Below are 26,849 nucleotides of genomic sequence, written 5' to 3' on the forward strand. Positions count from 1 at the left end.
ATTTAAGGTTTATATAAATTAGAATGGATCGCGCCGTGAGGCGCGGAAATGCTGGGCGGCCGCTCCGCAAAGCCGACGTGCAAGGCATGTCGGCCGACGAAAATTTAATGAATTCAGCTCGCCAGCCTTGCCAGCGCCCACACCATCAATGGGGAATCGGGATAGGTCAGCAGGCCTCCCAGGCCGAGCGCGATCCCGTAGGGAACACCGGCTGATTCTTCCGCAAAATGACGCAGGAATGGATTGCGTCCAGTGAACATCGCCAGAGGCGATTTCCGGTAAAACAGGATCGCGATTGTCAGAAGGCCGCCGATGATTGTCGAAGCGACAAGATATTCGACGAGATGGATGTTGAGCCCCATCCACACGGCCGTGGCGGCCAGCAGCTTGGCATCGCCACCGCCCATGCCACCCAAGGCGAACAGACCGAATGTGACGGCCAAGACAATGGCGCCGGCGGCGAAATGCCAGCCGTAAACCGCCCATTCCATGCCCGTCAGCGGCGCCACCAGCGCGAAGACGACGACAAGCAGCACCGGCACGCGATTGGCGATCGTCATCGACAGCATGTCGGAGATCGCGGCAAACAGCATGCAGAACGGAAAGACGACGAAGATCAGGGCTTCAAGCATCGGCAATCAGCCTATTGTGCGGATTCCACAGAAACTCAATCTAGGCTGATTCGATTAACGATTGATGAGGTCCGTGGTGAAAAGGCTACTGTTCCGCCGCGCCCCGAGACTTGCAAAATAAAACAAGGGCCACCCTATGGCGGCCCCTGTCCAGAACGCAATCCGAGCGATCAGCAATAAGCAGATTAGCTGCCGCTGGAGTTCAGCGTGGTTCCGATCGCGCTAAACTTGGCATTGATTGCATTGCCGAGGGCGCCGGCGCCGGTGATGATGGCGAGCGCGATGAGGGCGGCGATCAGACCATATTCGATGGCGGTCGCGCCGGATTCGTCCTTCACGAAACGTGCGATGAGATTAGACATTCGAGAGCTCCTACTCCACGTGTTACAGCACTTCCGTCAACTTCTGTGATGGTTGATCGGATGCTGCCAATCTAGGGAGAAGCTCTTTCAATCGGCTTAATAAACAGCCTTACCGATTCCTTTCCCGGCTCGAACCGGGTGCGTGGTTAACTCCACACTAAGCGCTGGCCAATATTCCGTTTCGCGGGTCAACGCCGTAAAAGGCAAGGGTTTGCGGAAGCTTGCGAGCCCTGCGCGCATCGGGCCATGCGGGTAGCCATGCCGACCGCTACACCCGGCGGCGGCAAGCCGACTTAACCGTTGGTTCACCAATCTCGTTCATGTTCCGTTGAACAGTCCGTTTGCGTGGAGCGCCTTGATGGCCGTGCCGAAATCCTCAATCCTGATTGCCGCGCTTCTTGTCGCCGCCAGCTTGATTACGCCCGCCAGGGCTGGCGCCGACATCGAGGTCACCATGAATCAGGCCAAGATCGTGAAACTGTCGCGCCCCGCCGATACGATCGTCGTGGGCAACCCGGCAATCGCCGACGCTTCCGTCCAGGATGCCTCGACGATCGTGCTCACCGGCAAGGGTTTCGGTGTCACCAATCTCGTCGTTCTCGACCCGGACGGCAGCCCGATCGTCGACGCACAGGTTACCGTGGTCCGCCAGGCAGCCTCGTCGGTTCGCATTTACCGGCGCGCGGATGTCCAGACCATGTCGTGCACACCCTATTGCGAAAGCTCCTACAAGAGCGAGGCGGAGAAATCGTCCGAAGCCGAGATGAACCTCAGCAAATAGGCTGCACGGAGTGCGCCATGGCCCAGGTTACCGCCTGGTTAAAACGCCCGCGCCGACTTTAACGATCATTCAAACCGGACCTCAATTGGTTTGCGCTAGTAGACCTGTCAGCACCGTCCAGGGATGGCAGGAACATCGCATGAGCATGGAATTCAGCTCGACAGGTCAGCACAAGATGGAGCGCACCAGATCTTTCAGGCGCTTCGTGCGCGACCGGCGCGGCAGCACGGCGCTGGAGTTCGCGCTGCTTGCAATGCCGTTCGCACTCCTGGTGTTCGCCATCCTCGAAAGCTGCATCTCGTTTGCCAGCCAGGAGGTGATGGCCAACATCACGGACGATGTCGCACGCCGGCTGCGCACCGGCCAGTTAAGGGCCGCCGACATCGCCGGAGATAGTTTGAAGAACATGATCTGCGACAAGCTGGAAATCATCGTTTCCCAGGATTGTCCCAATCAGTTGAGCGTCGATCTTCGCCAGTACACGGCGTTCGCCGACGCGGCTTTGGCCGGCTTCAGGATTCAGGGCGGTGACATCAAGCTGACGAACAGCGGCGCCGACGTGCCGTTTACCGTCACGGCGGGTGCGGCGGAATCAAAGAACATGCTGCGCGTCTTTTACAAATGGCCGATCATGACCGACCTGATGGCGCAGTCGATGGGGGGTAACAAAACCCTGCATTTCGCTTCAGTGACCTGGCAGAACGAGCCGTTCGACAATTGAGACTATCACGCAAGCACCAACAAGAAAAAAGGCAACGAGTATGATGCGTGCGGGGGCACATCTGGGAATTGCAGGGCTCTGGGGCAAAACGGTCCGGTTCTGGTCCAATCGCCGCGGCGTCGCGGCGGTCGAGTTCGCGCTTATCGCGCCTATCCTGCTGGTCATGTATTTCATGACCTTGGAGGCTTCGCAGGCCATAGAGACAAGCAAGAAGGTCAGCCGTGTCGGCAGCATGGTCGCCGATCTCGTGACGCAACAGCCGAGCATCGTCAAGGCGGAGCTCGATGCCATCATGAAGATCGGCAGCGTAACCCTTCAACCCTACAACCGCTCGACGCCGGACATCACCATCACGGCCATACAGGTCACCACCGAAGCCACGCCGAGGGTGCTGGTGGTGTGGTCGCGCAAGGTGGTCAACGGTGTGAACGGCGTCGGAGCCACCGCCGGCACCGCGACCACGGTTCCGGCAACGCTCAGGGTCGCCGGCACCTTCCTCATCCGCGTCGAGAGCAATCTCAGCTATTTGCCGATCATCGGCTGGACGACGGACAGCCAGCAGAAGCTTGGAATGACCCCATCTCTCACCACGAGGATTCCGATGGGCGAAACCTATTATCTGCGCCCCCGCAGGAGCGTCACGATTCCTTGCGGCGACTGCTGAAGACCTTATCGCCGCCCACCATCGACCGACACCAGGCGCACGATGGCCTCCGCCGTGGCATAATCTTTTGAAACCACGGGCATAAAGCCGCCGGCATGCTTCGATTCCAGAAGATCGTAGACATCCGGCGTCGTCGATTTGAGGTTGGTGAGGAACACGGTCAGCCGACGCTTGGCTTCCGGATCGAGATCGCTGCGCACCGCATGGGGACCGTATCTCAGTAGACCCGACGTCCACACAACCTGAAGGGCCGACGCCGAAAGCCCTGATGCCTCGAGCCTTGCCTGCGTGCCCCCTGACAGCCGCGGCTGGCCGTCGGCCCCTGCCCTCACCCAGCCGAACATGGCGTCGGCCTCGCCGTCGACGAGCATGGTTTCGGCCGCCGACGCCGAGGGGGCATGGACAAGAAACCGTGCATCTTCGGCGATCTCGACGTGTTCGGCAGCCAACCCCGCCAAGGGCAAAAGCGAACCGCCGACGCTGTCCGGCGGCGGTATGGCGACCCGGTGGGCCTCCATATCGGCCAAGCCGCGCAGTTTGCCATCCCTGGTCAGCAGTACCGAGCGGATGCCGGCCACACCGTCGGAATCGACCGGAGCCACGAGCGGCTCGATGCATCCGCAGCGTTGCAGCGCCGTGGCGTAGGCGGTCGCCGAATAGATGGCGTATTCGATCCGTGCATTGGCCTGTCCCTCGATCAGTGCCGCATAATCGCGGGCAACGACGAACTCGACCTTCATGCCGAGCGCATTGGTAAAGGCTTGCGTCAACACCGCCAGCCCCGGAACGGTGTTGCCGGCGCCGGGCTCGGCGACGATGCCGATGCGAAATGTGCCTATATCATCGCGCCAGTCTGCCCACGCCGGTTCACACCAGAACGCGTTTACCGCCATGAAGGCGGTCCATGCCTTGAGCGCAGTCGACAGGACCGTCCCGCCTCTTGTTCCGTCCATGGATCCCTCGTCACAACACCTGATCGCTGTGTGAATCTCGTTGCCAAAACCGCCCAGGCACATTGGGGCGACATGGATCCCTAGCTTGTCCATGTCGCTATCCCCAAAACCGCTGCGCACTTTTGGGCGACATGGATTCCTAGCTTATCCAACCGCTGCGCACTTTTGGGCGACATGGAGTTGACTATCGCGCCAAGCTGTTGCCGTTTGGTTTCCGAATTGCCAAGGCCGCCGCGGAACCCTATGTCTGGGTGTCCACACTGGCAACAAATGACCCGATGGCGCGTGCTTTCCTCTTCGTCCTGGATTCCTTCGGCATCGGCGGCGCGGCCGACGCTGAAAGCTATGGCGATGCCGGCGCCAACACGCTGGCGCACATCGCCGAAGCCTGCGCCGAAGGGCGCGCGGATCGCGAAGGGCTTCGTCAGGGACCGCTGTTCGTCCCCCATATGGCATCGCTGGGACTTGGCAAGGCGGCCGAGACCGCGACAGGACTGGGGTTTACGCATTTCGGGACGGACCTGCTCGCCAATGCCTTCCATGGCGCGGCGCAAGAGATTTCGAGCGGCAAGGACACGCCTTCCGGCCATTGGGAGATCGCAGGCCTGCCGGTGCGCTTCGACTGGGGTTATTTCCCGGACACGGTTCCCGCCTTCCCGGCCGACCTGACCGAGGCGATCATCCACGAGGGCAAGGTGCCCGGCATTCTCGGCAATTGCCATGCGCCGGGTACCGAGATCATCGCGCGGTTCGGCGAGGAACATATCCGCACCGGCAAGCCGATTTGCTACACGTCGGTCGATTCCGTCCTGCAGATCGCCGCGCATGAGGTCCATTTCGGCCTGGAGCGGCTCTATGAATTGTGTCAGGTGGTGCGCCGGCTGGTCGACCCGCTGAGGATCGGACGGGTGATCGCGCGCCCCTTCGTCGGCGAGACATCAGCCACGTTCGAGCGAACCTATAATCGCCACGACTACGCCGTGCCGCCACCCGAGCCGACATTGCTCGACCGGCTGACGGCGCGCGGCAGCCGCGTCATCGCCGTCGGCAAGATCGGCGACATCTTCGCCCATCGCGGGATCTCGCAAGTCCGCAAGGCCGCGGGCAACATGGCCATGTTCGACCAGGCGCTGATCGCGATGGACGAGGCCACCGACGGCGACCTCGTCTTCGCTAATTTCGTCGATTTCGATACCGAATTCGGCCATCGCCGCGACGTCGCCGGTTATGCCGCCGCGCTCGAGGCCTTCGACCGGAGACTGCCGGAGGCCTTCGCGAAGCTGAAGCAGGGCGACCTTCTCATCCTGACCGCCGATCACGGCAACGATCCGTCCTGGCGCGGCACCGACCATACGCGTGAACGCATTCCGGTCATCGGCACTGGACCCGGCCTCAAAGGCGGCGACATAGGGCTTAGGGCGACATTTGCCGATATCGGCGAGACCGTTGCCGAACATCTCGCGCTGACGCGCGGCTGCAACGGCATATCCTTTTATGCCTCGATTGGCGGCCATGCCTGAATTACCCGAAGTCGAAACGGTCCGGCGCGGTCTGCAGCCGGTCCTGGAAGGTGCCCACCTGGCCGAGGTCGAGATGAGACGGCCCGACCTGCGGTTCCCCTTCCCAGAACGGTTTTCGGAGCGGCTGACCGGCAGGACGATCACGGCGCTTGGGCGGCGGGCCAAATATCTGACCATGCATATGCTGGGCGGTCCGGTGCTGATCTGCCATCTCGGCATGTCCGGCTCCTTTCGCATCGAGACCGGCGACGACGACGAGACACCTGGCGTGTTCCACCATGAGCGCTCGAAGAGCGCGGCACACGATCATGTCGTGTTCCATGTCGTTTCCGCCGCCGGCGGGCGGTCACGTGTGATCTTCAACGATCCGCGCCGCTTCGGTTTCATGCTGTTTGCGCAAGAGCCGCCGGAGACGCATCCGATGCTCGCCGGACTGGGCGTCGAACCGACCGGCAATGCGCTGGACGGCGTTCTGCTTGCCTCGTTGCTGAAAGGCCGCAGATCGCCGCTCAAGGCAGCGCTTCTCGACCAGAGGCTGATCGCCGGCTTAGGCAATATATATGTCTCGGAGGCGCTCTGGCGCGCCGGCCTGTCACCGCTACGTGAGGCGGGCACCATCGCCAGGCCAGGCAAGAAGGCCAGGGAACAAAGCGAACGCCTCGCCGAGGCGATCCGCTCGGTCATATCAGATGCCATCGCGGCCGGCGGGTCTTCACTGCGCGACTATATGCACACCGATGGATCGCTGGGTTATTTCCAGCATTCCTTCGCCGTCTACGACCGCGAGGGTGAGCCTTGCCCCAAGCCTGGCTGCGGCGGCCATGTCGAACGTATCGTGCAGAGCGGTCGCTCGACCTTCTATTGCCGGACCTGTCAGACGTGAGCTAGACCGGTGTCGAGCAAGGAGGAACAGCCAATGGCCTTTGAGACGATCATCACCGAGAGGCGCGGTAAGGTCGGACTGATCACGCTGAACCGGCCAAAGGCGCTCAACGCGTTGAATTCCCAGATCCTCGCCGAACTCGTCGCAGCCGTGAACGTGTTCTGTGCCGATCCTGGCATCGGCGCCATGGTTGTTACCGGCTCCGACAAGGCCTTTGCCGCGGGTGCCGACATCAAGGAGATGCAGGCAATCTCCTATGCGGATGCCTACAGCCAGGACTTCTTCGTCGGCTGGGAAGAGTTCACGCGGGCGCGAAAGCCGATCATAGCGGCGGTGGCCGGCTATGCGCTCGGTGGCGGGTGCGAACTGGCGATGATGTGCGATTTCATCATTGCCGCCGACACGGCCAAATTCGGCCAGCCGGAGATCACGCTCGGTGTCATTCCCGGCATGGGCGGGTCGCAACGCCTGACCCGGTTCGTCGGTAAATCGAAAGCGATGGACATGTGCCTGACCGGACGGATGATGGATGCCGCCGAGGCCGAACGTTCGGGCCTTGTGTCGCGGGTCGTTCCGGCCGGCGAGCTGGTCGAGGAGGCCGTCAAGGCGGCGGCCAAAATCGCCGATTTCTCACTGCCGTCGGTGATGATGGCCAAGGAAGCCGTCAACCGGGCTTATGAGACGACGCTTGCCGAAGGATTGCGCTTCGAACGCCGCCTGTTCCATTCGCTTTTCGCGCTCGAAGACCAGAAGGAAGGCATGGCGGCGTTCGCCGAAAAGCGGAAGCCGAATTTCACCAACCGGTAGGGCGTCGCGGGTCAGCGACCGAAACCGGTGGCATTGGCCAAAAAGAACGCCAGGCGGCGTTGACGCGCCGGAAAAGCTGAACTATAAGCCGCACCAACCGAGGCGGCCCCGTGGCTGCCCGTTTGTTTTTTGCGCCCTGCGGCACGCCGCGTGCGCCGACCAGACCAGAAGAGAGGCATCATGGCCAACACATCCTCGGCCAAAAAGGCAACGCGCAAGATCGCCCGCCGCGCGGCGATCAACAAGAACCGCCGCTCGCGCGTCCGCACCTACGTCCGCCAGGTCGAGGAGGCACTCGCCTCGGGCGACAAGGCCGCCGCACAGGCCGCCTTCAAGGCTGCCGAGCCGGAATTGATGCGCGCCGCGACCAAAGGCGTGATCCACAAGAACACGGCGTCCCGCAAGGTGTCGCGCCTCGCCCAGCGCCTCAAGGTGCTGTCGGCCTAACATCGCCTTCTCAGGACGATCTTCTTCGAACCCGGCCGATCACGCCGGGTTTTTTCGTTTGCCGGCAAGTACTTAAAAAGAATAGCCGGAAACAACTGCAAATGCAGCGTTCACAGTTTGAAATGGTTTGCCGGCACATTCATGCCCGCTGATGATCGGAACGCTTGAAAAGCGTCGACTTTAAAAACCATATCCATCAGAAATAACCGATACTTTTCAAATGTTTAGCGACGGTCATCCACAGCTTGTCCACAACGCGCCGAAGGGACGGGAGCACAACTGGCTGTCAAGTGAATTATTTCAGAAAATTTCGCGCCGGTCCGGCTTTTTCATATTCGTCGGAAAAGGGTTTGAATCACAATGGCTTTGTCAAAATACAGCACTGCGGCATGGCGCTCCAACCCGCCCGAGGTAACCAGATTCCTTAAAAATCCGTTAGACGTGGCCTTGCCCTATCCACAGCGATTTCGGTAATGTCGATCTATCGAAGGAGACGGGCCTCTGGCCCTTAACCCAGCCTGACGCGGCCAGCTTAAATTGGCGGGATTTGCGACGTGGATCAAGTCCGCGGACGGGTATGGTTTGCTCTTTTTCGATACGGTAGGGGACTGGCGTAACTAGACATGGCAGGTAGGACGGCGCGCCGGCGCTCTTTCGCCGGACGGTGTTGTATTGCCCTGACATACCCAACGCGGGCTGGCTTCCATGAGCCGGCACCGGTTCCCTTGGATGGTGGGCGACGTTCATTGCCGGCGGCGGCAACGGGCATCGTAGCGAAGACACGGTCGCTGGAAAAAGGGTGCAGGAGGCGCATCCCCAGCGAAAAACGGGTACAGAAAGGCAAGGAACTCGATCATGCAGAGCGGCATCGAAAGGGAGCTTACGGGCGACCTCCCATTTCCTGGAACTTTGATCGGAGCAAACGAGATGGCGGTCTCCAGCGACGCGGAACAGAAGTTCGACCGGGTCAAGGCCCAGTTGAAGGCGCGCCTGGGAACCGAAGTCTATTCCAGCTGGTTCGGCCGCATGAAGGTCGCGGAAGCTTCCAAGGGCATTGTCCGCATCTCCGTGCCCACCGCGTTCCTGCGCTCGTGGATCAACGGCCACTATCACGATCTCATTTCCGAGCTGTGGAAGCACGAGGATCCCGAGCTTCTCAAGATCGAGATCATCGTGCGCACCGCGACCCGTCAGGGGCGCAGCCAGCCCGAACCGGAATTGGCGCCGGCGCGCAAGATGACGCGGCAGACGCAGACGGCGCTGGCCGCCGGCACGGTCAGCCCAGGCAGGGTGGAGCGGTCTCCCGTGCCGCGTCCGGGTGTGCCGGTCGAGAGCGAGTTCCGCCACAATGTGCTGGGATCACCGCTTGATCCGCGTTACACGTTCGGCTCCTTCATCGAAGGGCCCTCGAACCGCGTCGCCTTCGCCGCCGCCAAGGCCGTGGCGGAATCTCAGTCGAGCGCGGTGCGCTTCAATCCGCTTTTCCTGCATGCCACCGTCGGGCTGGGCAAGACGCACCTCTTGCAAGCCATCGCCGCGGAATCGCTGAAGCAGAACCCGAAGTCGCGCGTCGTCTATCTCACCGCCGAGTATTTCATGTGGCGCTTCGCCACGGCGATCCGCGACAACAACGCATTGACGCTCAAGGAGCAGCTGCGCGACATCGACCTCCTGATCATCGACGACATGCAGTTCCTGCAGGGCAAGTCGATCCAGCATGAATTCTGCCATCTGATCAATATGCTGCTCGACAGCGCCAAGCAGGTCGTCGTCGCGGCCGACCGGCCACCGTCGGAGCTGGAATCGCTCGAGCCGCGGGTCCGTTCGCGCCTCAATGGCGGCGTCGCGCTCGAAATGTCGGCACCCGATTTCGCCATGCGGCTCGGCATGCTCAAACTGCGCCTGGCCACAGCCAGGATCGACGATGCATCGCTCGACATTTCCGAAGAGATCCTCAACCACGTGGCCCGCACCGTGACCGGTAGCGGACGTGAACTGGAAGGCGCCTTCAACCAGCTCTTGTTTCGCCAGTCGTTCGAGCCGCAGATCACCATCGACCGCATCGACGAGATCCTCGGCCATATCTATCGCACGGGCGAGCCGAAGCGGGTGCGCATCGAGGACATCCAGCGCATCGTCGCGCGCCACTACAACGTCTCGAAGACGGAATTGCTGTCCAACCGGCGCACGCGCACCATAGTCAAGCCGCGGCAGGTCGCCATGTACCTGTCGAAGGTGATGACGCCGCGCTCGCTGCCGGAGATCGGGCGGCGTTTCGGCGGCCGCGACCACACGACGGTGCTGCACGCCGTGCGCAAGATCGAGGACCTGTCCGGCAATGACAACACGCTGGCGCAGGAACTGGAATTGCTGAGAAGGCTGATCAACGACCAGGCCTGACCGGCCCAGAACGGCCCGCTTGCAGGGTTGGCCAGCTTTGTCCCCAGAAAGCCCGCGTAACCGGCCCGATCCGGTGGCGCGGGCTTGCGCTCACTGGTTTTTTCCTGTCAGTTTGCGTAGATTCTGAAGCCTGTTCAGACCTTTTGCGGGGCGCCGGTAGCCGGAGACCCGTTCATTCATTCAAGCGAGCCTGTTTCGTCATGCGTGTTATCCTGGAACGGTCAAATCTCCTGAAGTCGCTCAACCACGTCCACCGCGTGGTCGAACGGCGCAACACCATACCGATCCTGTCCAACGTGCTGCTCAGCGCCGAAGGCGCCAGCCTCGAAATGAAGGCCACCGATCTCGACCTGGAGGTGACGGAAGCGACGCCCGCCAAGGTCGAGCGCGGCGGCGCGACGACCGTCCCCGCGCACTTGCTCTATGACATCGTGCGCAAGCTTTCAGACGGCGCCGAGGTGATGCTGAAGACGGATGAGGACGGCAACGCCATGACGGTTACGTCGGGCCGCTCCAGCTTCCGCCTGCAGTGTCTGCCGCAATCCGACTTCCCCGAGCTTTCGGCGGGATCCTTCTCGCATATTTTCCGTCTTGATGCGGTGGCGTTGAAGGGCCTGATCGAGAAGACGCAGTTCGCCATCTCCACCGAGGAGACGCGCTACTATCTCAATGGTATCTACCTGCACACGCATGAAGTCGGTGGCAAGCTGAAGCTGCGCTCGGTGGCAACCGACGGCCATCGCCTGGCGCGCGCCGAGATCGACGCCCCGGCGGGTTCGGAGGGCATGCCGGGCATCATCATTCCACGCAAGACGGTGAGTGAGTTGCAGAAGCTGGTCGACGATCCGGATGTCGCCGTGACCACCGAACTGTCCGACACCAAGATCCGCTTCACCATCGGCAGCGTCGTCCTGACCTCGAAGCTGATCGACGGCACCTTCCCGGACTATCAGCGCGTCATTCCGACCGGCAACGACAAGAAGCTGATCCTCGACCGCCAGAGCTTCGCTGCCGCGGTCGACCGCGTCTCGACCATCTCCTCCGAACGCGGCCGTGCGGTGAAGCTCTCGATCAGCGAAGGCCAGGTGACGCTTGCCGTCAACAATCCGGATTCAGGCAGCGCCACGGAAGAACTGGCTGCAGACTATTCGTCCGACCCGATCGAGATCGGCTTCAACGCGAAATATCTGCTCGATGTCGCCGCGCAGCTGACCGGCACGGAAGCCAAATTCATGCTGGCCGATGCCGGTTCGCCGACACTGATCCACGACATGGCCGACGAGACCGCGCTTTACGTGCTGATGCCGATGCGGGTATAGCCGGACCGGCGTCGCCTGACGATACGGCCGGCGGCGGATATTGGTTGCGGTGACTTCCACAGGCGGATAGCGGTTGCCGGCACAAACCCACATAAGTAAGCTTACGCTTACCAATTTTCGCAACTACGCGAGCCTGGCGATAGATTTTGCTCCGGGCGCCGTGGTCTTTTCCGGCGACAATGGTGCCGGCAAGACCAATCTCCTCGAAGCGATCTCCTTTTTGACCCCGGGGCGCGGCTTGCGCCGCGCGCCTTACGCGGATGTGGCCCGTGAGGGTGGCGATGGCGGCTTTGCCCTGCATGCCCGGCTCGATGGACCTGACGGCGAGGTTGAGATCGGCACCGGCATTTCCGGAGGCGACACGGCGGAGAGTGCCAGGCGGGTGCGTATAAACGGAGCCGCCGCCCGGGCCGAGGACATGCTGGAGTGGCTGCGGGTCGTGTGGTTGACGCCGGCGATGGACTCGTTGTTCACCGGACCGGCCGCGGATCGCCGGCGCTTTCTCGACCGGCTGGTGCTGGCGATCGATCCCGGACACGGCCAGCGTGCGCTCGACTACGAGAAGGCGATGCGGGGCCGTAACCGTTTGCTGACGGAAGGCTCACGCGATGCCGGCTGGTTCGAGGCGATAGAGACGCAGATGGCGGAGACCGGCGTGGCGATCGCCGCGGCGCGCGCCGAAATGGTGCGGCTGCTGGCCGCCATGATCGGCAGGCTGCCCGACACGGGGCCATTTCCGCAGGCCGATATCGGCCTTTCGGGTGACCTGGAGGCCGAGATTGCCAATGCACCGGCGGTCGATGTCGAGGAGCGGTTCCGGCGGGCGCTTGCCGATGGCCGAGACCGTGACCGTGCCGCCGGACGCACCCTCGAGGGCCCGCACCGCTCGGACCTCGTGGTCCGGCACCGGCCCAAGGCCATGCCGGCCGAACTTTGCTCGACCGGCGAACAGAAGGCACTGCTGGTCGGTATCGTGCTGTCGCATGCCCGGCTGACCGGCGAAATGTCCGGCCTGACGCCGATCCTTTTGCTCGACGAGATCGCGGCGCACCTCGATGGCGGTCGCCGCGCGGCACTGTTCTCGATCCTGGAGGAACTGAACTGCCAGGCTTTCATGACGGGAACCGATGCGGCGCTGTTTTCCAGCCTGCACGGCCGCGCGCAGTTCCTGACGGTCGACCATGGCACGGTTGGGCCAACCGAAGACCCCTGACAAGGTTTTTCGGCCGCTATATGGTCCTGATATGACCACTGCGCTCACCGCCGACGAGATCGAACGTTATGCCCGCCACATCGTGCTGCCGGAGGTCGGCGGCGCGGGCCAGCAGAAGCTCAAGCAGGCGCGGGTCCTGGTGATCGGCGCCGGCGGGCTCGGTGCGCCGGTGCTTGAATATCTCGCCGCGGCCGGCGTCGGCACGCTCGGCGTGATCGACGACGACACAGTTTCGCTCTCCAACCTGCAACGTCAGGTCATCCATGGCACCGACACGATCGGCATGCTGAAAACCCAGAGCGCCGAGGCGGCAATCGCCCGTATCAATCCCAACATATCAGTCGAAACGCACACATTCCGACTGACCGCGGAGAACGCCCCTGCCCTCGTGGCCAAGTACGATATTATCGTCGATGGGTCCGATAATTTCGAGACGCGTTATGTGGTGGCCGATGCCTGCGCGGCCGAAGGGAAGCCGCTTGTGCATGCGGCCGTCGGACGTTTCGACGGCTCGGTGACCGTGCTGAAGCCTTTCGAAAACGGCAGCGACGGCAAGCCAAACCCGAGCTATCGGGATCTGTTTCCCGAAGCCCCGCCGCCGGGCCTGGTGCCGTCCTGTGCGGAGGCCGGGGTGCTCGGCGCACTGACGGGGGTCATCGGCACGCTGCAGGCGATGGAGGCGATCAAGCTGGTGACCGGCATAGGCGAGCCGCTCATCGGCCGGCTGCTGCTCTATGATGCGCTGGCCGCGCGTTTCGAGACGATCCGCTACAAGAGACGCTGATCTTGGAACAATCCCGTATTTCGATCACGCAGATCCCGGCCGATTTCGGCCGCTGGGGTGATGTGCTTGCCCTCATCATGCGTGCCTTCGCCTTCATGGACGGCATCATCGACCCGCCGTCGTCGGCTCACCTGCTCACAGTCGATGCGCTACGCGCCAAGGCCCTGCGGGAGACGGGCTTTCTGGCACTCGACGGCGAGGATAGAATCGTGGGCTGCGTTTTTGCTCTTGAAAGGGCTGACGGTTTTTATATCGGCAAGCTCGCCGTCGCCCCGGACCGGCAAGGGCAAGGCATTGGCCGGCGGCTGATGCAAGCGGCCGAGGATCTGGCCCGCAGCCGCGGCAAGTCCGCCATCGATCTCGAGACGAGGATCGAGCTCACCGCAAATCACGCCGCCTTTGCCCGGCTCGGCTTTCGCGAGACCGAACGGACGGCGCATGAGGGTTATAACAGGCCGACGTCCATCACCATGCGCAAAACGATCTCATAAACGGCGAGCCGACGCCTGGACGGGTTTCAGGTTCTGAGCGGCAGGACGCGGTCCGGCGGGCGATGGCCATCGACGAAGGCGCGGATATTGATGATGACCTTCTCGCCCATGTCGATACGGCCCTCGAGCGTGGCCGAGCCCATATGCGGCAGAAGCACGACCTTGTTCCTGGCGGCGAGCTTCAAGAGCTTGCCGTTCAGGGCCGGCTCGTGCTCGTAAACGTCGAGGCCGGCGCCGGCGATCTTGCCGTCCTGGATCAGCTTGACCAGCGCTTCTTCGTCGATGATGTCGCCGCGGGCGGTGTTGACGATGTAGGCGGTGGGCTGCAGCAACGCCAGCCGCCGTGCTGACAGAAGATGGAAGGTCGCCGGCGTCGACGGACAATTGACCGAGATGATGTCCATGCGGGCGAGCATCTGGTCGAGACTCTCCCAATAGGTCGCCTCCAGTCCATCTTCGACCGCCGGCAGCACGCGATGCCGGTTGTGATAGTGGATGGACAAGCCGAAAGCCTTGGCCCGCTTGGCAACGGCGGTGCCAATGCGGCCCATGCCGACAATGCCGAGCCGTTTCCCCCAGATGCGCCGGCCAAGCATCCAGGTCGGCGACCAGCCGGCCCATTTCTTGTCGCCGGTAAGCACGCTGGCGCCTTCCGCCAGCCGGCGCGGTACGGCCAGCATCAGCGCCATCGTCATGTCGGCGGTATCTTCGGTGAGCACATTGGGCGTGTTGGTGACGGTGATGCCTCTCTTGGCCGCCGCCGCCACGTCGATCTTGTCGACGCCATTGCCGAAATTGGCGATCAGCTTGAGGTTGTCGCCGGCCTGGGCGATCAGTGCGGCATCGATCTGGTCGGTCACGGTCGGTACCAGCACGTCGGCTTCCTTGACCGCAGCGACCAGTTCCGGCTGCGTCATCGGCCTGTCCTCGACATTCAGCCTTGCGTCGAACAGTTCGCGCATGCGGGTCTCGACCGGGTCGGGCAGCTTTCGCGTGATGACCACGAGAGGCTTCTTTTTGCCTGGCATTGTTTCCCTCGTTGAGACCTCTTTAACCAAGACCGGCGAAACTGAAAGCTGGTCGCGGTAGCCGATTTACCCATGTAACAAGCGGTGCCGCCGAAGACAAAGAAAAAGGGGTGCCGCAGCCGTCGGGCCGGCGCCGAAAGGAACGAAAGTGTCTGGTTTCGCGTCGCTTCGCCTGGCCCTCAGCGCAGCATTTCTCGGCGCTCTCCTCTATTCTCCGCTTGCCGGCGCGCAGAGCGCGGCCGCCCCAGCCCAGAGCGCCATCACGCTCGGACCGAGCGGGCTGCCGCTGCCGCGATTCGTCAGCCTGAAATCCGGCCGCGTCAACTCGCGCGTCGGCCCCGGCGCCAACTATTCCGTCGACTGGATGTATATGAAGGCTGGCCTGCCGATGGAGATCATCCAGGAGTTCGATACGTGGCGGCGGGTGCGCGACGCCGACGGCTCGGAAGGATGGATCAACCAGTCGCTGCTTTCGGGCCGGCGCACAGCGATCATCGCGCCCTGGCAGCGCGGCAAGGGCGGCCAGATCAATCTTCTGAAAGGTCCCGACAAGGATGCCAGGGTGGTGGCGATCGTCGAACCCGGCGTGATGGGCATGATCAAGTCCTGCGACGGCCAGTGGTGCGAAATGACGCTCGACGGCCACACCGGCTGGCTTGCCCAGTCGGTCGTCTGGGGCGCTTATCCGGGCGAGCGGGTCAAGGACTGAACGTCTCGCGTTTGCGCCCAATGGGGCCAAGATGGGTGTCCTGAAATCCTGTCGACAGCTTCAAGCCGTAGCCCAGTGCACGGTCGATCGCGATATGGGCGATCCAGATCAGTGCGATGGCGCTGCCGACCGCACTGCCGGCGAGATGCCCGGCAAGCAGCAGAAGCACCGGTACGATCAGGGTGTGCAAGGCGTTGTAGGCGATGGCGCCGATGCGCGGGCCACCGAGATAACCTAGCATCGAGAGGTCCGGCGCCAGGATGAGCAACGCTAAGAGCCACCAGGAGACGCCTGTCGCGCCATAGAAGACGACCGCAACCGCCGCCACGACAGCCCATTCGAGCCGGACTATCCAATCGAGGGGCTTCATCCTAGACCGATTATTCGGGCCAGACCGATTATTCCGGCCTGGCTGATTGTCCTGGCCTGGCCCATTATTCCGGCCTCGCCGGTCATTCCGGACGCTTGGGACGCAGCCTCACCACGATATCGACATTGGCGATTTCCATGCCTTCGGGCGGGTCCGGCAGGTTGGTGACCGTGACCGGGCCGTTGGCGATGTCGAATATCCTGTTTTCGCCTTCGATATAGAAATGGTGGTGGTCGGAGGTATTGGTGTCGAAATAGGTCTTGGAACCCTCGACGGCGAGGATGCGCAGCAGCCCCGCCTGGGTAAACTGGTGAAGCGCGTTGTAGACGGTGGCCAGCGACACCGGCACGCCGGCGGCCTGCGCCTCCTCGTGCAGTTCCTCAGCCGACAGATGGCGGTCGCCCTTGGCGAAAAGCAGGTCGGCCAGCGCAATGCGCTGACGCGTCGGCCTCAGGCCGGCTTCACGTACCCGCTTGTCCACAGCGACATTTTCCTTCCGGCAGCCCCGGTCCATCTGGTCGTCCAAACTCACAGTTCCGCTTCAAGACATGCCCAGAATGGCAAAAAGATGAATGTCTGCCGAAACCGGACCCCTGTTGACATATATTCTGTCGCCCGAATGCGATCAATAGCGCGCATTGACCCGGGCGGACTGGCGGGTTAAGCGCAAACGCCGGTTTCCGGCCTGAAACAGATTGTGTTAGGACACCAACGACAAGGGCGCGCTACCGCCCGGACGATATGGGGATGAAATTGATGGCGGGTTCGAAATCCAGCTACGACTACGAAGAATTGCTGGCCTGCGCCCGCGGCGAGCTGTTCGGAGAGGGCAATGCCCAGCTGCCCTACCCGCCGATGCTGATGTTCGATCGTATCACCGAGGTCAGCGAGACCGGCGGCGCCTTCGATAAGGGTTTCATCCGCGCTGAATTCGATATCAAGCCGGACCTGTGGTTTTTTGCCTGCCATTTCATCGGCAATCCGATCATGCCTGGGTGTCTCGGCCTGGACGCCCTGTGGCAATTGACCGGCTTCTATCTCGGCTGGCTTGGCGAACCCGGCAGGGGAATGGCGCTGTCGACCGGAGAGGTCAAGTTCAAGGGCATGGTCACGCCATCGGTCAAGAAGGTCGAGTATGGCGTGGATTTCAAGCGTGTGATGCGCGGCCGGCTGGTGCTCGGCATCGCTGATGGCTGGATGAAGGCGGATGGCGAGCCCATATATGCGGCGACGGACCTGAAGGTCGGCCTGTCAAAGCAGTCGGCGGTCGCTTGACCGCAGCCCTGGCCCGCCCATTGGCCAGCATCCCTGGAAGGAGTTGCGAATGAGACGTGTCGTAGTCACAGGCCTCGGCATCGTGTCGTCGATCGGCAACAATGCCAACGAGGTGCAGACCTCGCTGCATGATGCCAGATCCGGCATCAGCTTTTCCGATTCCTTTGCCGAGCATGGCTTCCGCTGCCAGGTCTGGGGCGCGCCGACGCTCGACCCTTCCGCCATGATCGACCGCCGCGCGATGCGCTTCCTGAGCCAGGGCGCGGCCTGGAATCACGTCGCCATGGACCAGGCGATCGCGGATGCCGGTCTCGGCGAGAGCGACATCACCAATGAGCGCACCGGCATCGTCATGGGTTCGGGCGGCCCCTCCACCCGCACCATCGTCGAGGCGGCCGAAACCACGCTCAAGAACGGCAGCCCCAAGCGCATCGGTCCCTTCGCGGTGCCGAAGGCGATGTCGTCGACCGCGTCGGCGACGCTGGCCACGTGGTTCAAGATCCATGGCGTCAACTATTCGATCTCCTCGGCCTGCTCGACCTCGGCGCATTGCATCGGCAATGGTTACGAGCTGATCCAATGGGGCAAGCAGGACATGGTCTTTGCCGGCGGCCACGAGGATCTCGACTGGACGATGTCGGACCTGTTCGACGCCATGGGCGCCATGTCGTCGAAGTTCAACGACAGGGCCTCGACCGCATCGCGCGCCTATGACGCCAATCGCGACGGCTTCGTCATTGCCGGCGGCGCCGGCGTGCTAGTGCTGGAAGAGTTGGAACATGCCAAGGCGCGCGGCGCCAAGATCTACGCAGAGATCGTCGGTTATGGCGCGACCTCGGACGGTTTCGACATGGTCGCGCCCTCGGGCGAAGGCGCGGTCCGCTGCATGCGCCAGGCGCTGGCGACGGTTTCCACGCCGGTCGACTACATCAACACCCACGGCACCTCGACGCCGGTCGGGGATTCCAAGGAAATGGGCGCGATCCGTGAGGTGTTCGGCGAGAAGATGCCGTTCATCACGTCGACGAAGTCGCTGACCGGCCATTCGCTGGGCGCGGCAGGCGTGCAGGAATCCATCTATTCGATCCTGATGATGCAAGGCGGCTTCATCGGCGAAAGCGCCCATATCGAGACGCTCGATCCGGAATTCGAGGGCATGCCGATCGTGCGCAAGCGCATCGACAACGCAGGGATCGACACCGTTCTGTCGAATTCCTTCGGTTTCGGCGGCACCAACGCAACGCTCGTTTTCCAGCGCTATTCCGCATAAGGCCAAGTTTTTTTATATAAGGATTTGCCGGCCATGGACGGATTGATGAAGGGCAAGCGTGGGCTTGTCATGGGTGTCGCCAACGATCATTCGATTGCTTGGGGCATCGCCCGGAAATTGTCCGAACATGGGGCGGAACTCGCCTTCACCTATCAGGGCGAGGCTTTCGGCCGCCGCGTCAAGCCGCTCGCCGACAAGCTCGGCGCTTCGCTGGTCGTTCCCTGCGACGTCGAGGACAGCGCTTCGGTCGCCGCCACGTTCGAGACGCTCGGCAAGGCGTGGGGCGGACTGGACTTCGTCGTCCATGCCATCGGCTTTTCAGACAAGAACGAATTGAAAGGCCTCTATGCCGACACCAGCCGGGACAATTTCGTCCGCACCATGGTGATCTCCTGCTATTCCTTCACCGAAGTGGCGCGCAATGCCGCGCCGCTGATGACTGCCGGTGGTTCGATGATCACGCTGACTTATGCCGGCTCGGTCCGCGTCATGCCGAACTACAATGTCATGGGCGTCGCCAAGGCTGGGCTCGAGGCCAGCGTGCGCTACCTCGCCAACGACTACGGCCCGCGCGGCATCCGCGTCAACGGCATCTCGGCCGGTCCGGTGCGCACACTGGCCGGCGCCGGCATTTCTGACGCCCGCCACATGTTCTCCTACCAGCAGCGCAACTCGCCGCTGCGCCGGACGGTGACGATCGACGAGGTCGGCGGCTCCTCGCTCTATCTCCTGTCCGACCTTGCTTCCGGTGTCACCGGCGAAATCCACTATGTCGATTCCGGCTATCATATCGTCTCGATGCCGACACTCGATGAGTTGAAGCAGACGGATGGCGGGCGTGACTGAAGCGTCCCCAAGTGGGGTCCTTTGCCAGTAAAGAAAATAATCCTCTCCAGTAAAATTGGATTCATTCGCGGAAACTCATTTTAAGAGGATTTCCGCTATAGAGCTCCCCATCTGGGGACCTTTTCATGCCTGGCATCAGCAACCCGAAGCGAACACCCGTGTTCCGACTGCTCACGATAGCAAGTTCGGGCATTGGCAGTTTCGTCCTCGGCATCTGGGGCCTGAAGCACGGTCTCGGCGGCGGGTTTGCCGGCATATCGGCTGATATGATGGTGTCGGTCATGGCCGCGCTTTGCGCGCTGGCGGCATCGGTGGCGGCAATGTCCTTCTTCGCCGGCATCGATGAATCGGCCGATTTCGTCTTCAACGAAACCCATTTCGACAAGCTGACCGGACTGCTGGCGCGCCCGGCCATGGTCGGCAAGATCGCCGAGGCGGCATGCGCGACAAGCCGCACCGGGGAACCGGTGTTCCTGATCGACATCGACATCGACCGGTTCAAGCAGATCAACGACGCTATCGGCTACACCCAGGGCGATGAACTGATCCGCGCCTTCACCAGGCGGCTGCACGACTGCGTGCCCGCGCGCGCCCTGATCGGCCGCATCGGGGCCGGCGAGTTTGCGGTGCTGCTCCCGGATCATCTGATCCAGGGAACCCTGGAAAGCATGGTCGAGAGGCTCATCGACGAGATGATGGAGCCGTATGAACTCGGCAGCCACCAGCAATCGGTGAGCCTGTCGGTCGGCATCGTGGCGATGCCCAAGGACGGTATCGATCCGGTCCTTATCCTGCGGCGCTCCAACCTGGCGCTGCAGAATGCGCGTGCCAGAGGGGTTGGCAACTGGTCGGTCTTCGACAGCGAGATGGGACGGGTGGCCGATCATCGCCAATGGGTCGAATCCGAGCTGCATAGCGCCTTTGAACGCGGCGATTTCGACCTGCACTATCAGCCGCAACTCGACCTCCCGACCGGCCGCATCGTCGGCTACGAGGCGTTGATCCGCTGGAAGCATCCCGAACGCGGCATGATCCCGCCGATGGAGTTCATCCAGATCGCCGAGGAGACCGGCATGATCAACCCGATCGGCGAATGGGTTCTGCGCAAGGCCTGCAGCGATGCCCGCCATCTGCCTGACGACTGTTTCGTCGCCGTCAACATCTCGCCGGTCCAGTTCATGACCAAGGACTTCGTCGGCATTGTGCGCGACACGATGCGGGCCACCGGCATCAAGCCGTCACGGCTGGAACTGGAAGTCACCGAGACGGCGATGATGCAGGACCGCGACCGCGCGGCCATCATCTTGAAAGAACTTGCCGAGATGGGCATTTCGGTCGCCGTCGATGATTTCGGCACCGGCTATTCCAATCTCAGCTATCTGATCGACTTCTCGTTCGGCAAGCTGAAGATCGACCGTTCCTTCGTCAGCCGCATCGATACGGATGCCAGCTCCGGCGCGGTCGTGTCGACCATTGTCGGGCTGTCGCGGGCGCTCGGCGTCAGCATCATCGCCGAAGGCGTCGAGACCGAAAGCCAGGCGACGCTGCTGCGGGCCGCCGGCTGCGAGGTGGTGCAGGGCTACCTGTTCGGCCGGCCAGCACCGCTCAAGATCAGCGTTGGCGACGGGCATGTCGCCGACGACATGAGGCGCGTCCCCAACCTGCATTGATAACCCGCAGCTCCGCATTACCTGCGCGCGGCAAACACCTTGAACATGCCGTCGCGGGCAAGCTCCGCATGACTGGCAAAGGCGGCCGACAGCACCGGCTCGTAAGGAAGCTGCCGGTTGGCGACCATGAACAGGCGTCCACCGGGCTTCAGGGCCTTGGCTGCCGCGCGGATCATGCCGGCACCGATCTCCGGCTCCGCCGCACGGCTGCGATGGAAGGGCGGGTTCATGGCGATGACGTCGTAACGGCGCTCGACAGGTTCGGCGAGCAGATCCATCCAGAAGAAGCCCTGCGCCACGGTGTTGCCGAGATTGCCCCTGGCCGCCTCCAGCGCATCGAAATCGGCCTCGTAAAGATCGAGGGCCGACAAGCCCGGCGAGCGGGCAGCCATCTCCGCCGCCACATAGCCCCAGCCGGCGCAGAAATCGGCCGCACTGCCACGCAGATCACCGGGCAAGTGCTCGACCAGCAGTTTTGAACCGGCATCGACACGATCGAAGGAGAACATGCCGGGTGCGGTGTGGAACCGCTCCCCAACCAGCAAGGCGGGATTGGCGGCGCGAAGCGCGGCGGCAGCTTGCGTGTCGGCCGGGCGGCGCAGCCAGAAGGCGATGCCGTGATATTTCGGCATGTGGCCATCAAGCGGCGCAAGATCGCCGACGCGTTTGCGCAGGCTGGCGATGCCATCCTCCTTGCCACCGGCAATGACGATCAACCCACCCTCGGCCACGCGCTCGAAAGCCTCGGCGATGCGCAGTTCGTTCTGACCGCGATGGCGGCCGGCGAGCACGAGCGAGGCATCAAAACGGTCGCCGGTCGATTGCGGCGTGACCGTGAAGCCCGCCGCCTGCAGCGCACGGAAATACGGCCGGAAGCCCTGTACGAGATTGAGCGTGGCCTCGAAAGCCGGCGGCAAGCGCAGGCCGGGTTCGGCGCCAATGAAGAGGATGTGCTCGCCCTTGCGCGGTGGGGAAACAGCCTCGGCATCGAACGGATGAAAAAGCGTCTTCAGCGCTTCAGCGGACATAGCCGTGCTCCATAAACAAAAACGGGCGCGACCCAAGCCGCGCCCGCCTCATTTGCCGTCAGATCGCTCAGGCGGCGTCTTCTTCGCCTTCTGTCTTCTTCTCGCGCGCGATTTCCTTGCCGGTGGCCTGGTCGACGACTTTCATCGACAGGCGGACCTTGCCGCGCTCGTCGAAGCCCATCAGCTTGACCCAGACCTTGTCACCTTCCTTGACGACGTCCGAGGTCTTGGCGACCCGGTCGTTGGCAAGCTGCGAGATGTGGACGAGGCCGTCACGCGGACCGAAGAAGTTGACGAAGGCGCCGAAGTCGGCGGTCTTGACGACCGTGCCTTCGTAGATTTCGCCGACTTCCGGCTCGGCTACGATGGTGTGAATCCACTTCTTCGCCGCCTCGATCTCCTTGGCGTTCGAGGAAGCGATCTTGACCGTGCCGTCGTCCTCGATGTTGATCTTGGCGCCGGTCTTCTCGACGATCTCGCGGATGACCTTGCCGCCCGAACCGATGACGTCGCGGATCTTGTCGGTCGGGATGTGCATGACCTCGATGCGCGGCGCGAACTCGCCGAGTTCGGGGCGGGCGCCGGTCAGAGCATGGGCCATCTCGCCAAGGATATGCAGGCGGCCGTCCTTGGCCTGGCCGAGGGCGATCTTCATGATCTCTTCGGTGATGCCATCGATCTTGATGTCCATCTGCAGCGAGGTGATGCCGCCCTCGGTGCCGGCAACCTTGAAGTCCATGTCGCCGAGGTGATCCTCGTCGCCAAGGATGTCGGAGAGCACGGCGAAGCGCTCGCCTTCCTTGATCAGGCCCATGGCGATGCCGGCGACCGGCTTGGCCAGTGGCACGCCGGCATCCATCAGCGCCAGCGAGGTACCGCAGACGGTAGCCATCGACGACGAACCGTTGGACTCGGTGATCTCCGAGACGACGCGCAGCGTGTAGGGGAACTGGTCAGCGCTCGGCAGCATCGGACGGATGGCGCGCCAGGCGAGCTTGCCATGACCGATTTCGCGGCGGCCGGGCGATCCCATGCGGCCGGTCTCACCGACTGAGTAGGGAGGGAAGTTGTAGTGAAGGAGGAACTTCTCCTTGTACATGCCGGTCAAGGAATCGACATACTGCTCGTCCTCGCCGGTGCCGAGCGTGGCAACGACCAGCGCCTGGGTCTCGCCGCGGGTGAACAGCGCCGAGCCGTGGGTGCGCGGCAGGACGCCGACTTCGGAGACGATCTTGCGCACGGTCTTCAGGTCGCGGCCATCGATGCGCGAGCCGGTGTCGAGAATGTTCCAGCGCACGACCTTGGCCTGGAGCTCCTTGAACACCGAGCCGATCTGCTCGGAGGTGTACTTGGCGTCCTCGCCTTCGGCCGGGGCAAACGCTGCCTTGACCTTCGCCTTGACGGCGTCGACGGCGGCATAACGCTTCTGCTTGTCGACATTCTTGTAGGCATCGCTGAGCTCGTCGCCGACGATCTTCAGCATCGCGGCCTCAAGCGCGGAATAATCCGGCGCGGTGAAGTCGCGCGGCTCCTTGGCGGCAACTTCGGCCAGCTTGATGATGGCGTCGATGACCGGCTGGAAACCCTTGTGGCCGAACATGACGGCGCCGAGCATCAGCTCTTCGCCAAGTTCCCTGGCTTCCGACTCGACCATCAGCACGGCGTCGGCGGTGCCGGCGACAACGAGGTCGAGCTTGGATTCCTGCATCTCGTCGACATGCGGGTTCAGCACATATTCGCCGTTGATGTAACCGACGCGAGCGCCGCCGACCGGGCCCATGAACGGAACGCCGGAGAGCGTCAGAGCGGCCGAGGTGGCAACGATCGACAGGATGTCCGGATCGTTTTCGAGATCATGCTGGACGACGGTGACGACGATCTGGGTGTCGTTCTTGTAGCCGGCGGCGAAGAGCGGGCGGATCGGGCGGTCGATGAGGCGGGAAACCAGCGTTTCCTTTTCGCTGGGACGGCCTTCGCGCTTGAAATAGCCGCCCGGGATCTTGCCGGCGGCATAGGTCTTTTCCTGGTAGTTGACGGTCAGCGGAAAGAAGTCGAGGCCGGGCTTCGGCTCCTTCATCGAAACGACGGTGGCGAGAACCTTGGTCTCGCCGTAGGTGGCGAGCACCGCGCCGTCAGCCTGGCGCGCGATCTTGCCGGTTTCCAGGATGAGCGGACGGCCGCCCCATTCGATTTCCACTTTGTGGTGATTGAACATGTCTTGTCCTTAATAAGCGGAAAGGGGCGCGCCGTTTCACGGTGCGCGGATGCCCTTTCCCTGGCTTCCTTTCTCGGGCAGCCACGGGCAAGACAACGGGAAGCTCGGATGATTTAAGCGCGACGAGCGCGCACGAGCGTCCTGCAATCCTGCCCCATGACCGTCCATGGGCGGTTTCGAGTGGCCCTCTGCACGCTCGAAACCGGGTCTGGCCAGCCGATACGACTGGCAGAATGCGTGACCGGCGGACTTCCCTGGGAAAGTCCGCCGGTCAATTCGTCAACGGCGCAGACCGAGCTTCTCGATCAGTGTCTGATAGCGCGTGTCGTCCTTACGCTTGAGATAATCAAGCAGGCTGCGGCGCTGGGACACGAGAGCGAGCAGACCACGGCGGGAATGGTTATCCTTCTTGTGGTCCTTGAAATGGTCGGTCAGGTTCTTGATGCGCTCGGAAAGGATGGCTACCTGGACTTCCGGAGACCCGGTATCGCCCTTGGCGGTTGCGAATTCACCCATCAATTCCTGTTTGCGCTCGGCAGTAATCGACATCGTGTTTTTCCTTATCTGTTTGAGGAAACGGGTCGCCCACAGCCGGGATGTCGTCCAGCAGGGGCCGTGCATGCAAGGCGTCAAGGCGCTATGCTGCGGCGCATATAGTGCAATTTTCCGAAAAACACCAGCCCAATTCACAAGCCGGCTTTTGACGCTCAAATGGCAGGTTTAATCCCAGTCAAAGCCATTTCTTCCATTTGAAGAATGCAATCAGCCCGACAGCGACGGCAGCCATGAACAGCAGCGACAACGGATATCCGTAGTACGCCTTCAGCTCCGGCATGTTCCATGGCGAGCTCGCGGGGTCGAAATTCATGCCCCAGATGCCAACCAGGAAGGTGAGCGGCATGAAGATGACCGAGACGATGGTGAGATAGGAGATGACGTCGTTGGTGCGGGCCTGGCTTAGCGACAGGTGCATTTCGATCAGGCCGGTCAGCATGTCGCGCTGGGTCTCGACCAGTTCGATCAGCCTGAGCGAATGGTCGAGCGTGTCGTTGAGGAAGACCTTGGTCTCGGCTCCAACATAGGCCACGTCGTTACGGATCAGGGTGGCCAGCGCATCGCGCATGGGCCACAGCACGCCTTTCAGGACGTTGGCATCGCGCCGCAATTCGTGCAACTGCCGCATCTGGTGCTTGTGCGTCGAATGCAACATCTGGTCCTCGATGCTGTCGACAAGGTCGCCGGCAGCCTCGATCGGCGGAAAATAGCTGTCGACGATGGCGTCGATCAGCGCGTAGGCGAGATAGTCGGCGCCGCGCGTGCGCAACCGGTTGGGCGCCGAACTCTCGATGCGCTTGCGCACCGGATTGAACGGATCGCCCTCGCGTTCCTGGAAGGTGACGACGAAGTTCTCGCCCAGGAAGAGAGCGATCTGTTCGTAGCGATGCGACGTGACCTCGTCGATCATGCGCATGACGACGAAGGCGTGATCCTCGAAGAAGTCGACTTTCGGCCGCTGGCCGGTATTGACGACATCCTCCAGCGCCAGCGGATGCAGGCTGAAGATGCGGCCGATCTCCTCGATCAACTGGATGTTGGCGAGGCCGGTGCAGTCAAGCCAGATGACCGGCCATTTCCGGCAATTGGCCTCGACATCGTCGATGCTGGCATTGTCGATCGTCTTGAACTTCTGCGGCGAGATCAGGGTCAGCCGCAATTCGGAGCGCCGCGCCGCCGGATCGGCGATCAATGTGCCCGGCGAGGCGCCGACAGGCGGCCGCCTCGTCTTCACCGGCGCCCGTTTTTTCACCACCTCGGCCTTCGCCATGCCACCACCCGTCGAAACCTGCTTGTTGCCATAGATGCGTATGATCGAATGCCTATGATTGACCTGGCATGGACGATGGGTCTCGGGCACCATGACGTACGGCATGAACGATGATTTCTTCGTCAGCCGCTTCGTAGAAAATTAGATAGGGATAGGGGACGGTTGCGAGACGACGGATGGCCGGATCGTCCGTTCGTTTGCCAAGAAATGGCTGACCCGCAATCCGCTCCAACAAAAGCTTGATGCGTAGCCGGACACGATGGGCGCCTCGCGGCGAGTGAACATTGATGTGGTCAATGATATTCTTCAGGTCAGCAAGGGCCGGACTGGTGAAGCGAACCTTCACAGATCGTACTTGGCCCACATAGCACGCACCTCATCGTCGGTTGCAAATTCACCGCGTGCGGCAGCCGATCGCGATCTCGCAATAGCCGCACGCTCATCAGGCGTCAAAGGCACCGGCTCCGACTCCTCGGCAGCAAGCATAAGCATGGCGCGAGCAATCTCATCTTGCATGGCCGGAGAAAGGACCCTTGCCACGGCAACGGCTTTTTCAAGAAGGTCTGTCATGATCGGATTATGCACTTAATCTGCACACAAGAAAAGTAGAACGAGCTTCGCGAACCGCCTTCACTA

At 62.2% G+C, this 26,849-nt stretch carries 29 protein-coding genes; 17 read left to right on the forward strand and 12 right to left on the reverse strand.

Annotation, left to right across the window (positions count from 1 at the left end; translation table 11 throughout):
• Nucleotides 1-113: 113 nt before the first annotated feature.
• Entirely contained in the window at nucleotides 114-632 is a 519-nt protein-coding gene (locus M653_RS0103285; protein ID WP_027142006.1) for a prepilin peptidase, read from the reverse strand.
• 185 nt (nucleotides 633-817) lie between these two features.
• A complete protein-coding gene (locus tag M653_RS0103290) occupies nucleotides 818-994 on the reverse strand; it encodes a Flp family type IVb pilin (RefSeq protein ID WP_027142007.1) in 177 nt (58 codons plus the stop codon).
• Nucleotides 995-1,352: 358 nt separating this feature from the next.
• Here M653_RS0103290 and M653_RS0103295 point away from each other — a divergent pair, with 358 nt between their 5' ends.
• The 3 genes from M653_RS0103295 (at nucleotide 1,353) to M653_RS0103305 (ending at nucleotide 3,160) form a co-directional block, all read left to right on the forward strand.
• Entirely contained in the window at nucleotides 1,353-1,775 is a 423-nt protein-coding gene (locus tag M653_RS0103295) for a pilus assembly protein N-terminal domain-containing protein (RefSeq protein WP_027142008.1), read from the forward strand.
• A gap of 139 nt (nucleotides 1,776-1,914) precedes the next feature.
• Nucleotides 1,915-2,496, forward strand: coding sequence for a TadE/TadG family type IV pilus assembly protein (locus M653_RS0103300; protein WP_027142009.1), 582 nt, complete (start codon nucleotides 1,915-1,917; stop codon nucleotides 2,494-2,496).
• Between the two features lie 40 nt (nucleotides 2,497-2,536).
• Nucleotides 2,537-3,160 carry a TadE/TadG family type IV pilus assembly protein gene (locus tag M653_RS0103305; RefSeq protein WP_027142010.1) on the forward strand — a complete coding sequence of 208 codons (624 nt, stop codon included), beginning with the start codon at nucleotides 2,537-2,539 and terminating at the stop codon, nucleotides 3,158-3,160.
• Between the two features lie 5 nt (nucleotides 3,161-3,165).
• On the opposite strand, the gene M653_RS0103310 is transcribed toward M653_RS0103305, so the two are convergent.
• Nucleotides 3,166-4,086 (reverse strand): phosphate/phosphite/phosphonate ABC transporter substrate-binding protein, encoded by a 921-nt coding sequence (locus M653_RS0103310; RefSeq protein ID WP_027142011.1) that lies wholly within the window; start codon nucleotides 4,084-4,086, stop codon nucleotides 3,166-3,168.
• 305 nt (nucleotides 4,087-4,391) lie between these two features.
• Between M653_RS0103310 and M653_RS0103315 the strand changes: the two genes are divergently transcribed.
• From M653_RS0103315 to M653_RS0103355, 9 genes are all read left to right on the forward strand, one after another.
• Nucleotides 4,392-5,633 carry a phosphopentomutase gene (locus M653_RS0103315; protein WP_027142012.1) on the forward strand — a complete coding sequence of 414 codons (1,242 nt, stop codon included), beginning with the start codon at nucleotides 4,392-4,394 and terminating at the stop codon, nucleotides 5,631-5,633.
• Nucleotides 5,626-6,516 (forward strand): bifunctional DNA-formamidopyrimidine glycosylase/DNA-(apurinic or apyrimidinic site) lyase, encoded by an 891-nt coding sequence (gene mutM, locus M653_RS0103320; RefSeq protein ID WP_027142013.1) that lies wholly within the window; start codon nucleotides 5,626-5,628, stop codon nucleotides 6,514-6,516. The genes M653_RS0103315 and mutM overlap by 8 nt, the downstream gene beginning before the upstream one ends.
• A gap of 33 nt (nucleotides 6,517-6,549) precedes the next feature.
• A complete protein-coding gene (locus M653_RS0103325; protein WP_027142014.1) occupies nucleotides 6,550-7,323 on the forward strand; it encodes an enoyl-CoA hydratase in 774 nt (257 codons plus the stop codon).
• Between the two features lie 180 nt (nucleotides 7,324-7,503).
• Nucleotides 7,504-7,770, forward strand: a complete 267-nt coding sequence (rpsT, locus tag M653_RS0103330) for a 30S ribosomal protein S20 (protein WP_027026587.1) — start codon at nucleotides 7,504-7,506, stop codon at nucleotides 7,768-7,770.
• 855 nt (nucleotides 7,771-8,625) lie between these two features.
• Nucleotides 8,626-10,170 carry a chromosomal replication initiator protein DnaA gene (gene dnaA, locus M653_RS0103335; protein WP_027142015.1) on the forward strand — a complete coding sequence of 515 codons (1,545 nt, stop codon included), beginning with the start codon at nucleotides 8,626-8,628 and terminating at the stop codon, nucleotides 10,168-10,170.
• 200 nt (nucleotides 10,171-10,370) lie between these two features.
• The gene (dnaN, locus tag M653_RS0103340) at nucleotides 10,371-11,489 is read left to right on the forward strand and encodes a DNA polymerase III subunit beta (protein WP_027142016.1); all 1,119 of its coding nucleotides are present in this window, start codon (nucleotides 10,371-10,373) and stop codon (nucleotides 11,487-11,489) included.
• Between the two features lie 73 nt (nucleotides 11,490-11,562).
• Nucleotides 11,563-12,702: a DNA replication/repair protein RecF gene (gene recF / locus M653_RS0103345; protein ID WP_027142017.1), complete on the forward strand. Its 1,140-nt coding sequence runs from the start codon at nucleotides 11,563-11,565 to the stop codon at nucleotides 12,700-12,702.
• 31 nt (nucleotides 12,703-12,733) lie between these two features.
• Nucleotides 12,734-13,486 (forward strand): molybdopterin-synthase adenylyltransferase MoeB, encoded by a 753-nt coding sequence (locus tag M653_RS0103350; protein ID WP_027142018.1) that lies wholly within the window; start codon nucleotides 12,734-12,736, stop codon nucleotides 13,484-13,486.
• Between the two features lie 2 nt (nucleotides 13,487-13,488).
• The gene (locus M653_RS0103355) at nucleotides 13,489-13,977 is read left to right on the forward strand and encodes a GNAT family N-acetyltransferase (RefSeq protein WP_027142019.1); all 489 of its coding nucleotides are present in this window, start codon (nucleotides 13,489-13,491) and stop codon (nucleotides 13,975-13,977) included.
• A 26-nt stretch (nucleotides 13,978-14,003) separates the two neighbouring features.
• On the opposite strand, the gene M653_RS0103360 is transcribed toward M653_RS0103355, so the two are convergent.
• Nucleotides 14,004-15,005 carry a D-glycerate dehydrogenase gene (locus tag M653_RS0103360; protein ID WP_027142020.1) on the reverse strand — a complete coding sequence of 334 codons (1,002 nt, stop codon included), beginning with the start codon at nucleotides 15,003-15,005 and terminating at the stop codon, nucleotides 14,004-14,006.
• 148 nt (nucleotides 15,006-15,153) lie between these two features.
• Here M653_RS0103360 and M653_RS0103365 point away from each other — a divergent pair, with 148 nt between their 5' ends.
• Nucleotides 15,154-15,714, forward strand: a complete 561-nt coding sequence (locus M653_RS0103365; RefSeq protein ID WP_027142021.1) for an SH3 domain-containing protein — start codon at nucleotides 15,154-15,156, stop codon at nucleotides 15,712-15,714.
• On the opposite strand, the gene M653_RS0103370 is transcribed toward M653_RS0103365, so the two are convergent.
• Together M653_RS0103370 and irrA are read right to left on the reverse strand one after the other, a co-directional pair.
• Entirely contained in the window at nucleotides 15,704-16,084 is a 381-nt protein-coding gene (locus M653_RS0103370; protein ID WP_027142022.1) for a DUF4260 family protein, read from the reverse strand. The genes M653_RS0103365 and M653_RS0103370 overlap by 11 nt on opposite strands.
• An 82-nt stretch (nucleotides 16,085-16,166) precedes the next feature.
• Nucleotides 16,167-16,598, reverse strand: coding sequence for an iron response transcriptional regulator IrrA (gene irrA / locus M653_RS0103375; protein ID WP_027142023.1), 432 nt, complete (start codon nucleotides 16,596-16,598; stop codon nucleotides 16,167-16,169).
• 242 nt (nucleotides 16,599-16,840) lie between these two features.
• Here irrA and fabA point away from each other — a divergent pair, with 242 nt between their 5' ends.
• From fabA to M653_RS0103395, 4 genes are all read left to right on the forward strand, one after another.
• A complete protein-coding gene (gene fabA, locus M653_RS0103380; RefSeq protein ID WP_027142024.1) occupies nucleotides 16,841-17,359 on the forward strand; it encodes a 3-hydroxyacyl-[acyl-carrier-protein] dehydratase FabA in 519 nt (172 codons plus the stop codon).
• Between the two features lie 49 nt (nucleotides 17,360-17,408).
• Entirely contained in the window at nucleotides 17,409-18,629 is a 1,221-nt protein-coding gene (fabB, locus tag M653_RS0103385; protein WP_027142025.1) for a beta-ketoacyl-ACP synthase I, read from the forward strand.
• A gap of 33 nt (nucleotides 18,630-18,662) precedes the next feature.
• Complete coding sequence (gene fabI, locus M653_RS0103390) at nucleotides 18,663-19,475, forward strand: enoyl-ACP reductase FabI (protein WP_027142026.1); 813 nt, start codon at nucleotides 18,663-18,665, stop codon at nucleotides 19,473-19,475.
• 125 nt (nucleotides 19,476-19,600) lie between these two features.
• Nucleotides 19,601-21,145 carry a bifunctional diguanylate cyclase/phosphodiesterase gene (locus M653_RS0103395; protein ID WP_027142027.1) on the forward strand — a complete coding sequence of 515 codons (1,545 nt, stop codon included), beginning with the start codon at nucleotides 19,601-19,603 and terminating at the stop codon, nucleotides 21,143-21,145.
• A gap of 17 nt (nucleotides 21,146-21,162) precedes the next feature.
• Here M653_RS0103395 and M653_RS0103400 read toward each other — a convergent pair whose 3' ends face one another.
• The 6 genes from M653_RS0103400 to M653_RS0103420 all read right to left on the reverse strand — a co-directional run bounded on the left by M653_RS0103400 (nucleotide 21,163) and on the right by M653_RS0103420 (nucleotide 26,783).
• Nucleotides 21,163-22,173, reverse strand: a complete 1,011-nt coding sequence (locus tag M653_RS0103400) for a class I SAM-dependent methyltransferase (protein ID WP_027142028.1) — start codon at nucleotides 22,171-22,173, stop codon at nucleotides 21,163-21,165.
• 67 nt (nucleotides 22,174-22,240) lie between these two features.
• Complete coding sequence (gene pnp / locus M653_RS0103405; RefSeq protein WP_027142029.1) at nucleotides 22,241-24,388, reverse strand: polyribonucleotide nucleotidyltransferase; 2,148 nt, start codon at nucleotides 24,386-24,388, stop codon at nucleotides 22,241-22,243.
• A gap of 279 nt (nucleotides 24,389-24,667) precedes the next feature.
• Nucleotides 24,668-24,937: a 30S ribosomal protein S15 gene (gene rpsO, locus M653_RS0103410; protein ID WP_027142030.1), complete on the reverse strand. Its 270-nt coding sequence runs from the start codon at nucleotides 24,935-24,937 to the stop codon at nucleotides 24,668-24,670.
• Nucleotides 24,938-25,118: 181 nt separating this feature from the next.
• On the reverse strand, nucleotides 25,119-26,213 hold the full coding sequence (gene corA / locus M653_RS0103415; protein WP_027142031.1) for a magnesium/cobalt transporter CorA: 1,095 nt from the start codon (nucleotides 26,211-26,213) through the stop codon (nucleotides 25,119-25,121).
• 52 nt (nucleotides 26,214-26,265) lie between these two features.
• Nucleotides 26,266-26,577: a type II toxin-antitoxin system RelE/ParE family toxin gene (locus M653_RS1000000135265; RefSeq protein ID WP_348626225.1), complete on the reverse strand. Its 312-nt coding sequence runs from the start codon at nucleotides 26,575-26,577 to the stop codon at nucleotides 26,266-26,268.
• Nucleotides 26,556-26,783: a hypothetical protein gene (locus M653_RS0103420; protein ID WP_027142032.1), complete on the reverse strand. Its 228-nt coding sequence runs from the start codon at nucleotides 26,781-26,783 to the stop codon at nucleotides 26,556-26,558. The genes M653_RS1000000135265 and M653_RS0103420 overlap by 22 nt, the downstream gene beginning before the upstream one ends.
• Nucleotides 26,784-26,849: the final 66 nt, after the last annotated feature.

The organism is Mesorhizobium sp. WSM3626, from assembly GCF_000513935.1.
GTDB classification, from domain to species: domain Bacteria; phylum Pseudomonadota; class Alphaproteobacteria; order Rhizobiales; family Rhizobiaceae; genus Mesorhizobium; species Mesorhizobium salmacidum.

Coding starts and splice junctions, on each gene's coding strand:
- corA (WP_027142031.1), bottom strand. CDS start 26,213: ATGGCGAAGGCCGAGGTGGTGAAAAAACGGGCGCCGGTGAAGACGAGG.
- fabA (WP_027142024.1), top strand. CDS start 16,841: ATGGCGGGTTCGAAATCCAGCTACGACTACGAAGAATTGCTGGCCTGC.
- M653_RS0103290 (WP_027142007.1), bottom strand. CDS start 994: ATGTCTAATCTCATCGCACGTTTCGTGAAGGACGAATCCGGCGCGACC.
- M653_RS0103350 (WP_027142018.1), top strand. CDS start 12,734: ATGACCACTGCGCTCACCGCCGACGAGATCGAACGTTATGCCCGCCAC.
- M653_RS0103305 (WP_027142010.1), top strand. CDS start 2,537: ATGATGCGTGCGGGGGCACATCTGGGAATTGCAGGGCTCTGGGGCAAA.
- mutM (WP_027142013.1), top strand. CDS start 5,626: ATGCCTGAATTACCCGAAGTCGAAACGGTCCGGCGCGGTCTGCAGCCG.
- fabI (WP_027142026.1), top strand. CDS start 18,663: ATGGACGGATTGATGAAGGGCAAGCGTGGGCTTGTCATGGGTGTCGCC.
- M653_RS0103370 (WP_027142022.1), bottom strand. CDS start 16,084: ATGAAGCCCCTCGATTGGATAGTCCGGCTCGAATGGGCTGTCGTGGCG.
- rpsT (WP_027026587.1), top strand. CDS start 7,504: ATGGCCAACACATCCTCGGCCAAAAAGGCAACGCGCAAGATCGCCCGC.
- M653_RS0103300 (WP_027142009.1), top strand. CDS start 1,915: ATGAGCATGGAATTCAGCTCGACAGGTCAGCACAAGATGGAGCGCACC.
- M653_RS0103395 (WP_027142027.1), top strand. CDS start 19,601: ATGCCTGGCATCAGCAACCCGAAGCGAACACCCGTGTTCCGACTGCTC.
- dnaA (WP_027142015.1), top strand. CDS start 8,626: ATGCAGAGCGGCATCGAAAGGGAGCTTACGGGCGACCTCCCATTTCCT.
- fabB (WP_027142025.1), top strand. CDS start 17,409: ATGAGACGTGTCGTAGTCACAGGCCTCGGCATCGTGTCGTCGATCGGC.
- M653_RS0103400 (WP_027142028.1), bottom strand. CDS start 22,173: ATGTCCGCTGAAGCGCTGAAGACGCTTTTTCATCCGTTCGATGCCGAG.
- rpsO (WP_027142030.1), bottom strand. CDS start 24,937: ATGTCGATTACTGCCGAGCGCAAACAGGAATTGATGGGTGAATTCGCA.
- irrA (WP_027142023.1), bottom strand. CDS start 16,598: ATGGACCGGGGCTGCCGGAAGGAAAATGTCGCTGTGGACAAGCGGGTA.
- M653_RS0103285 (WP_027142006.1), bottom strand. CDS start 632: ATGCTTGAAGCCCTGATCTTCGTCGTCTTTCCGTTCTGCATGCTGTTT.
- M653_RS0103325 (WP_027142014.1), top strand. CDS start 6,550: ATGGCCTTTGAGACGATCATCACCGAGAGGCGCGGTAAGGTCGGACTG.
- dnaN (WP_027142016.1), top strand. CDS start 10,371: ATGCGTGTTATCCTGGAACGGTCAAATCTCCTGAAGTCGCTCAACCAC.
- M653_RS0103315 (WP_027142012.1), top strand. CDS start 4,392: ATGGCGCGTGCTTTCCTCTTCGTCCTGGATTCCTTCGGCATCGGCGGC.
- pnp (WP_027142029.1), bottom strand. CDS start 24,388: ATGTTCAATCACCACAAAGTGGAAATCGAATGGGGCGGCCGTCCGCTC.
- M653_RS0103420 (WP_027142032.1), bottom strand. CDS start 26,783: ATGACAGACCTTCTTGAAAAAGCCGTTGCCGTGGCAAGGGTCCTTTCT.
- M653_RS0103360 (WP_027142020.1), bottom strand. CDS start 15,005: ATGCCAGGCAAAAAGAAGCCTCTCGTGGTCATCACGCGAAAGCTGCCC.
- M653_RS0103295 (WP_027142008.1), top strand. CDS start 1,353: ATGGCCGTGCCGAAATCCTCAATCCTGATTGCCGCGCTTCTTGTCGCC.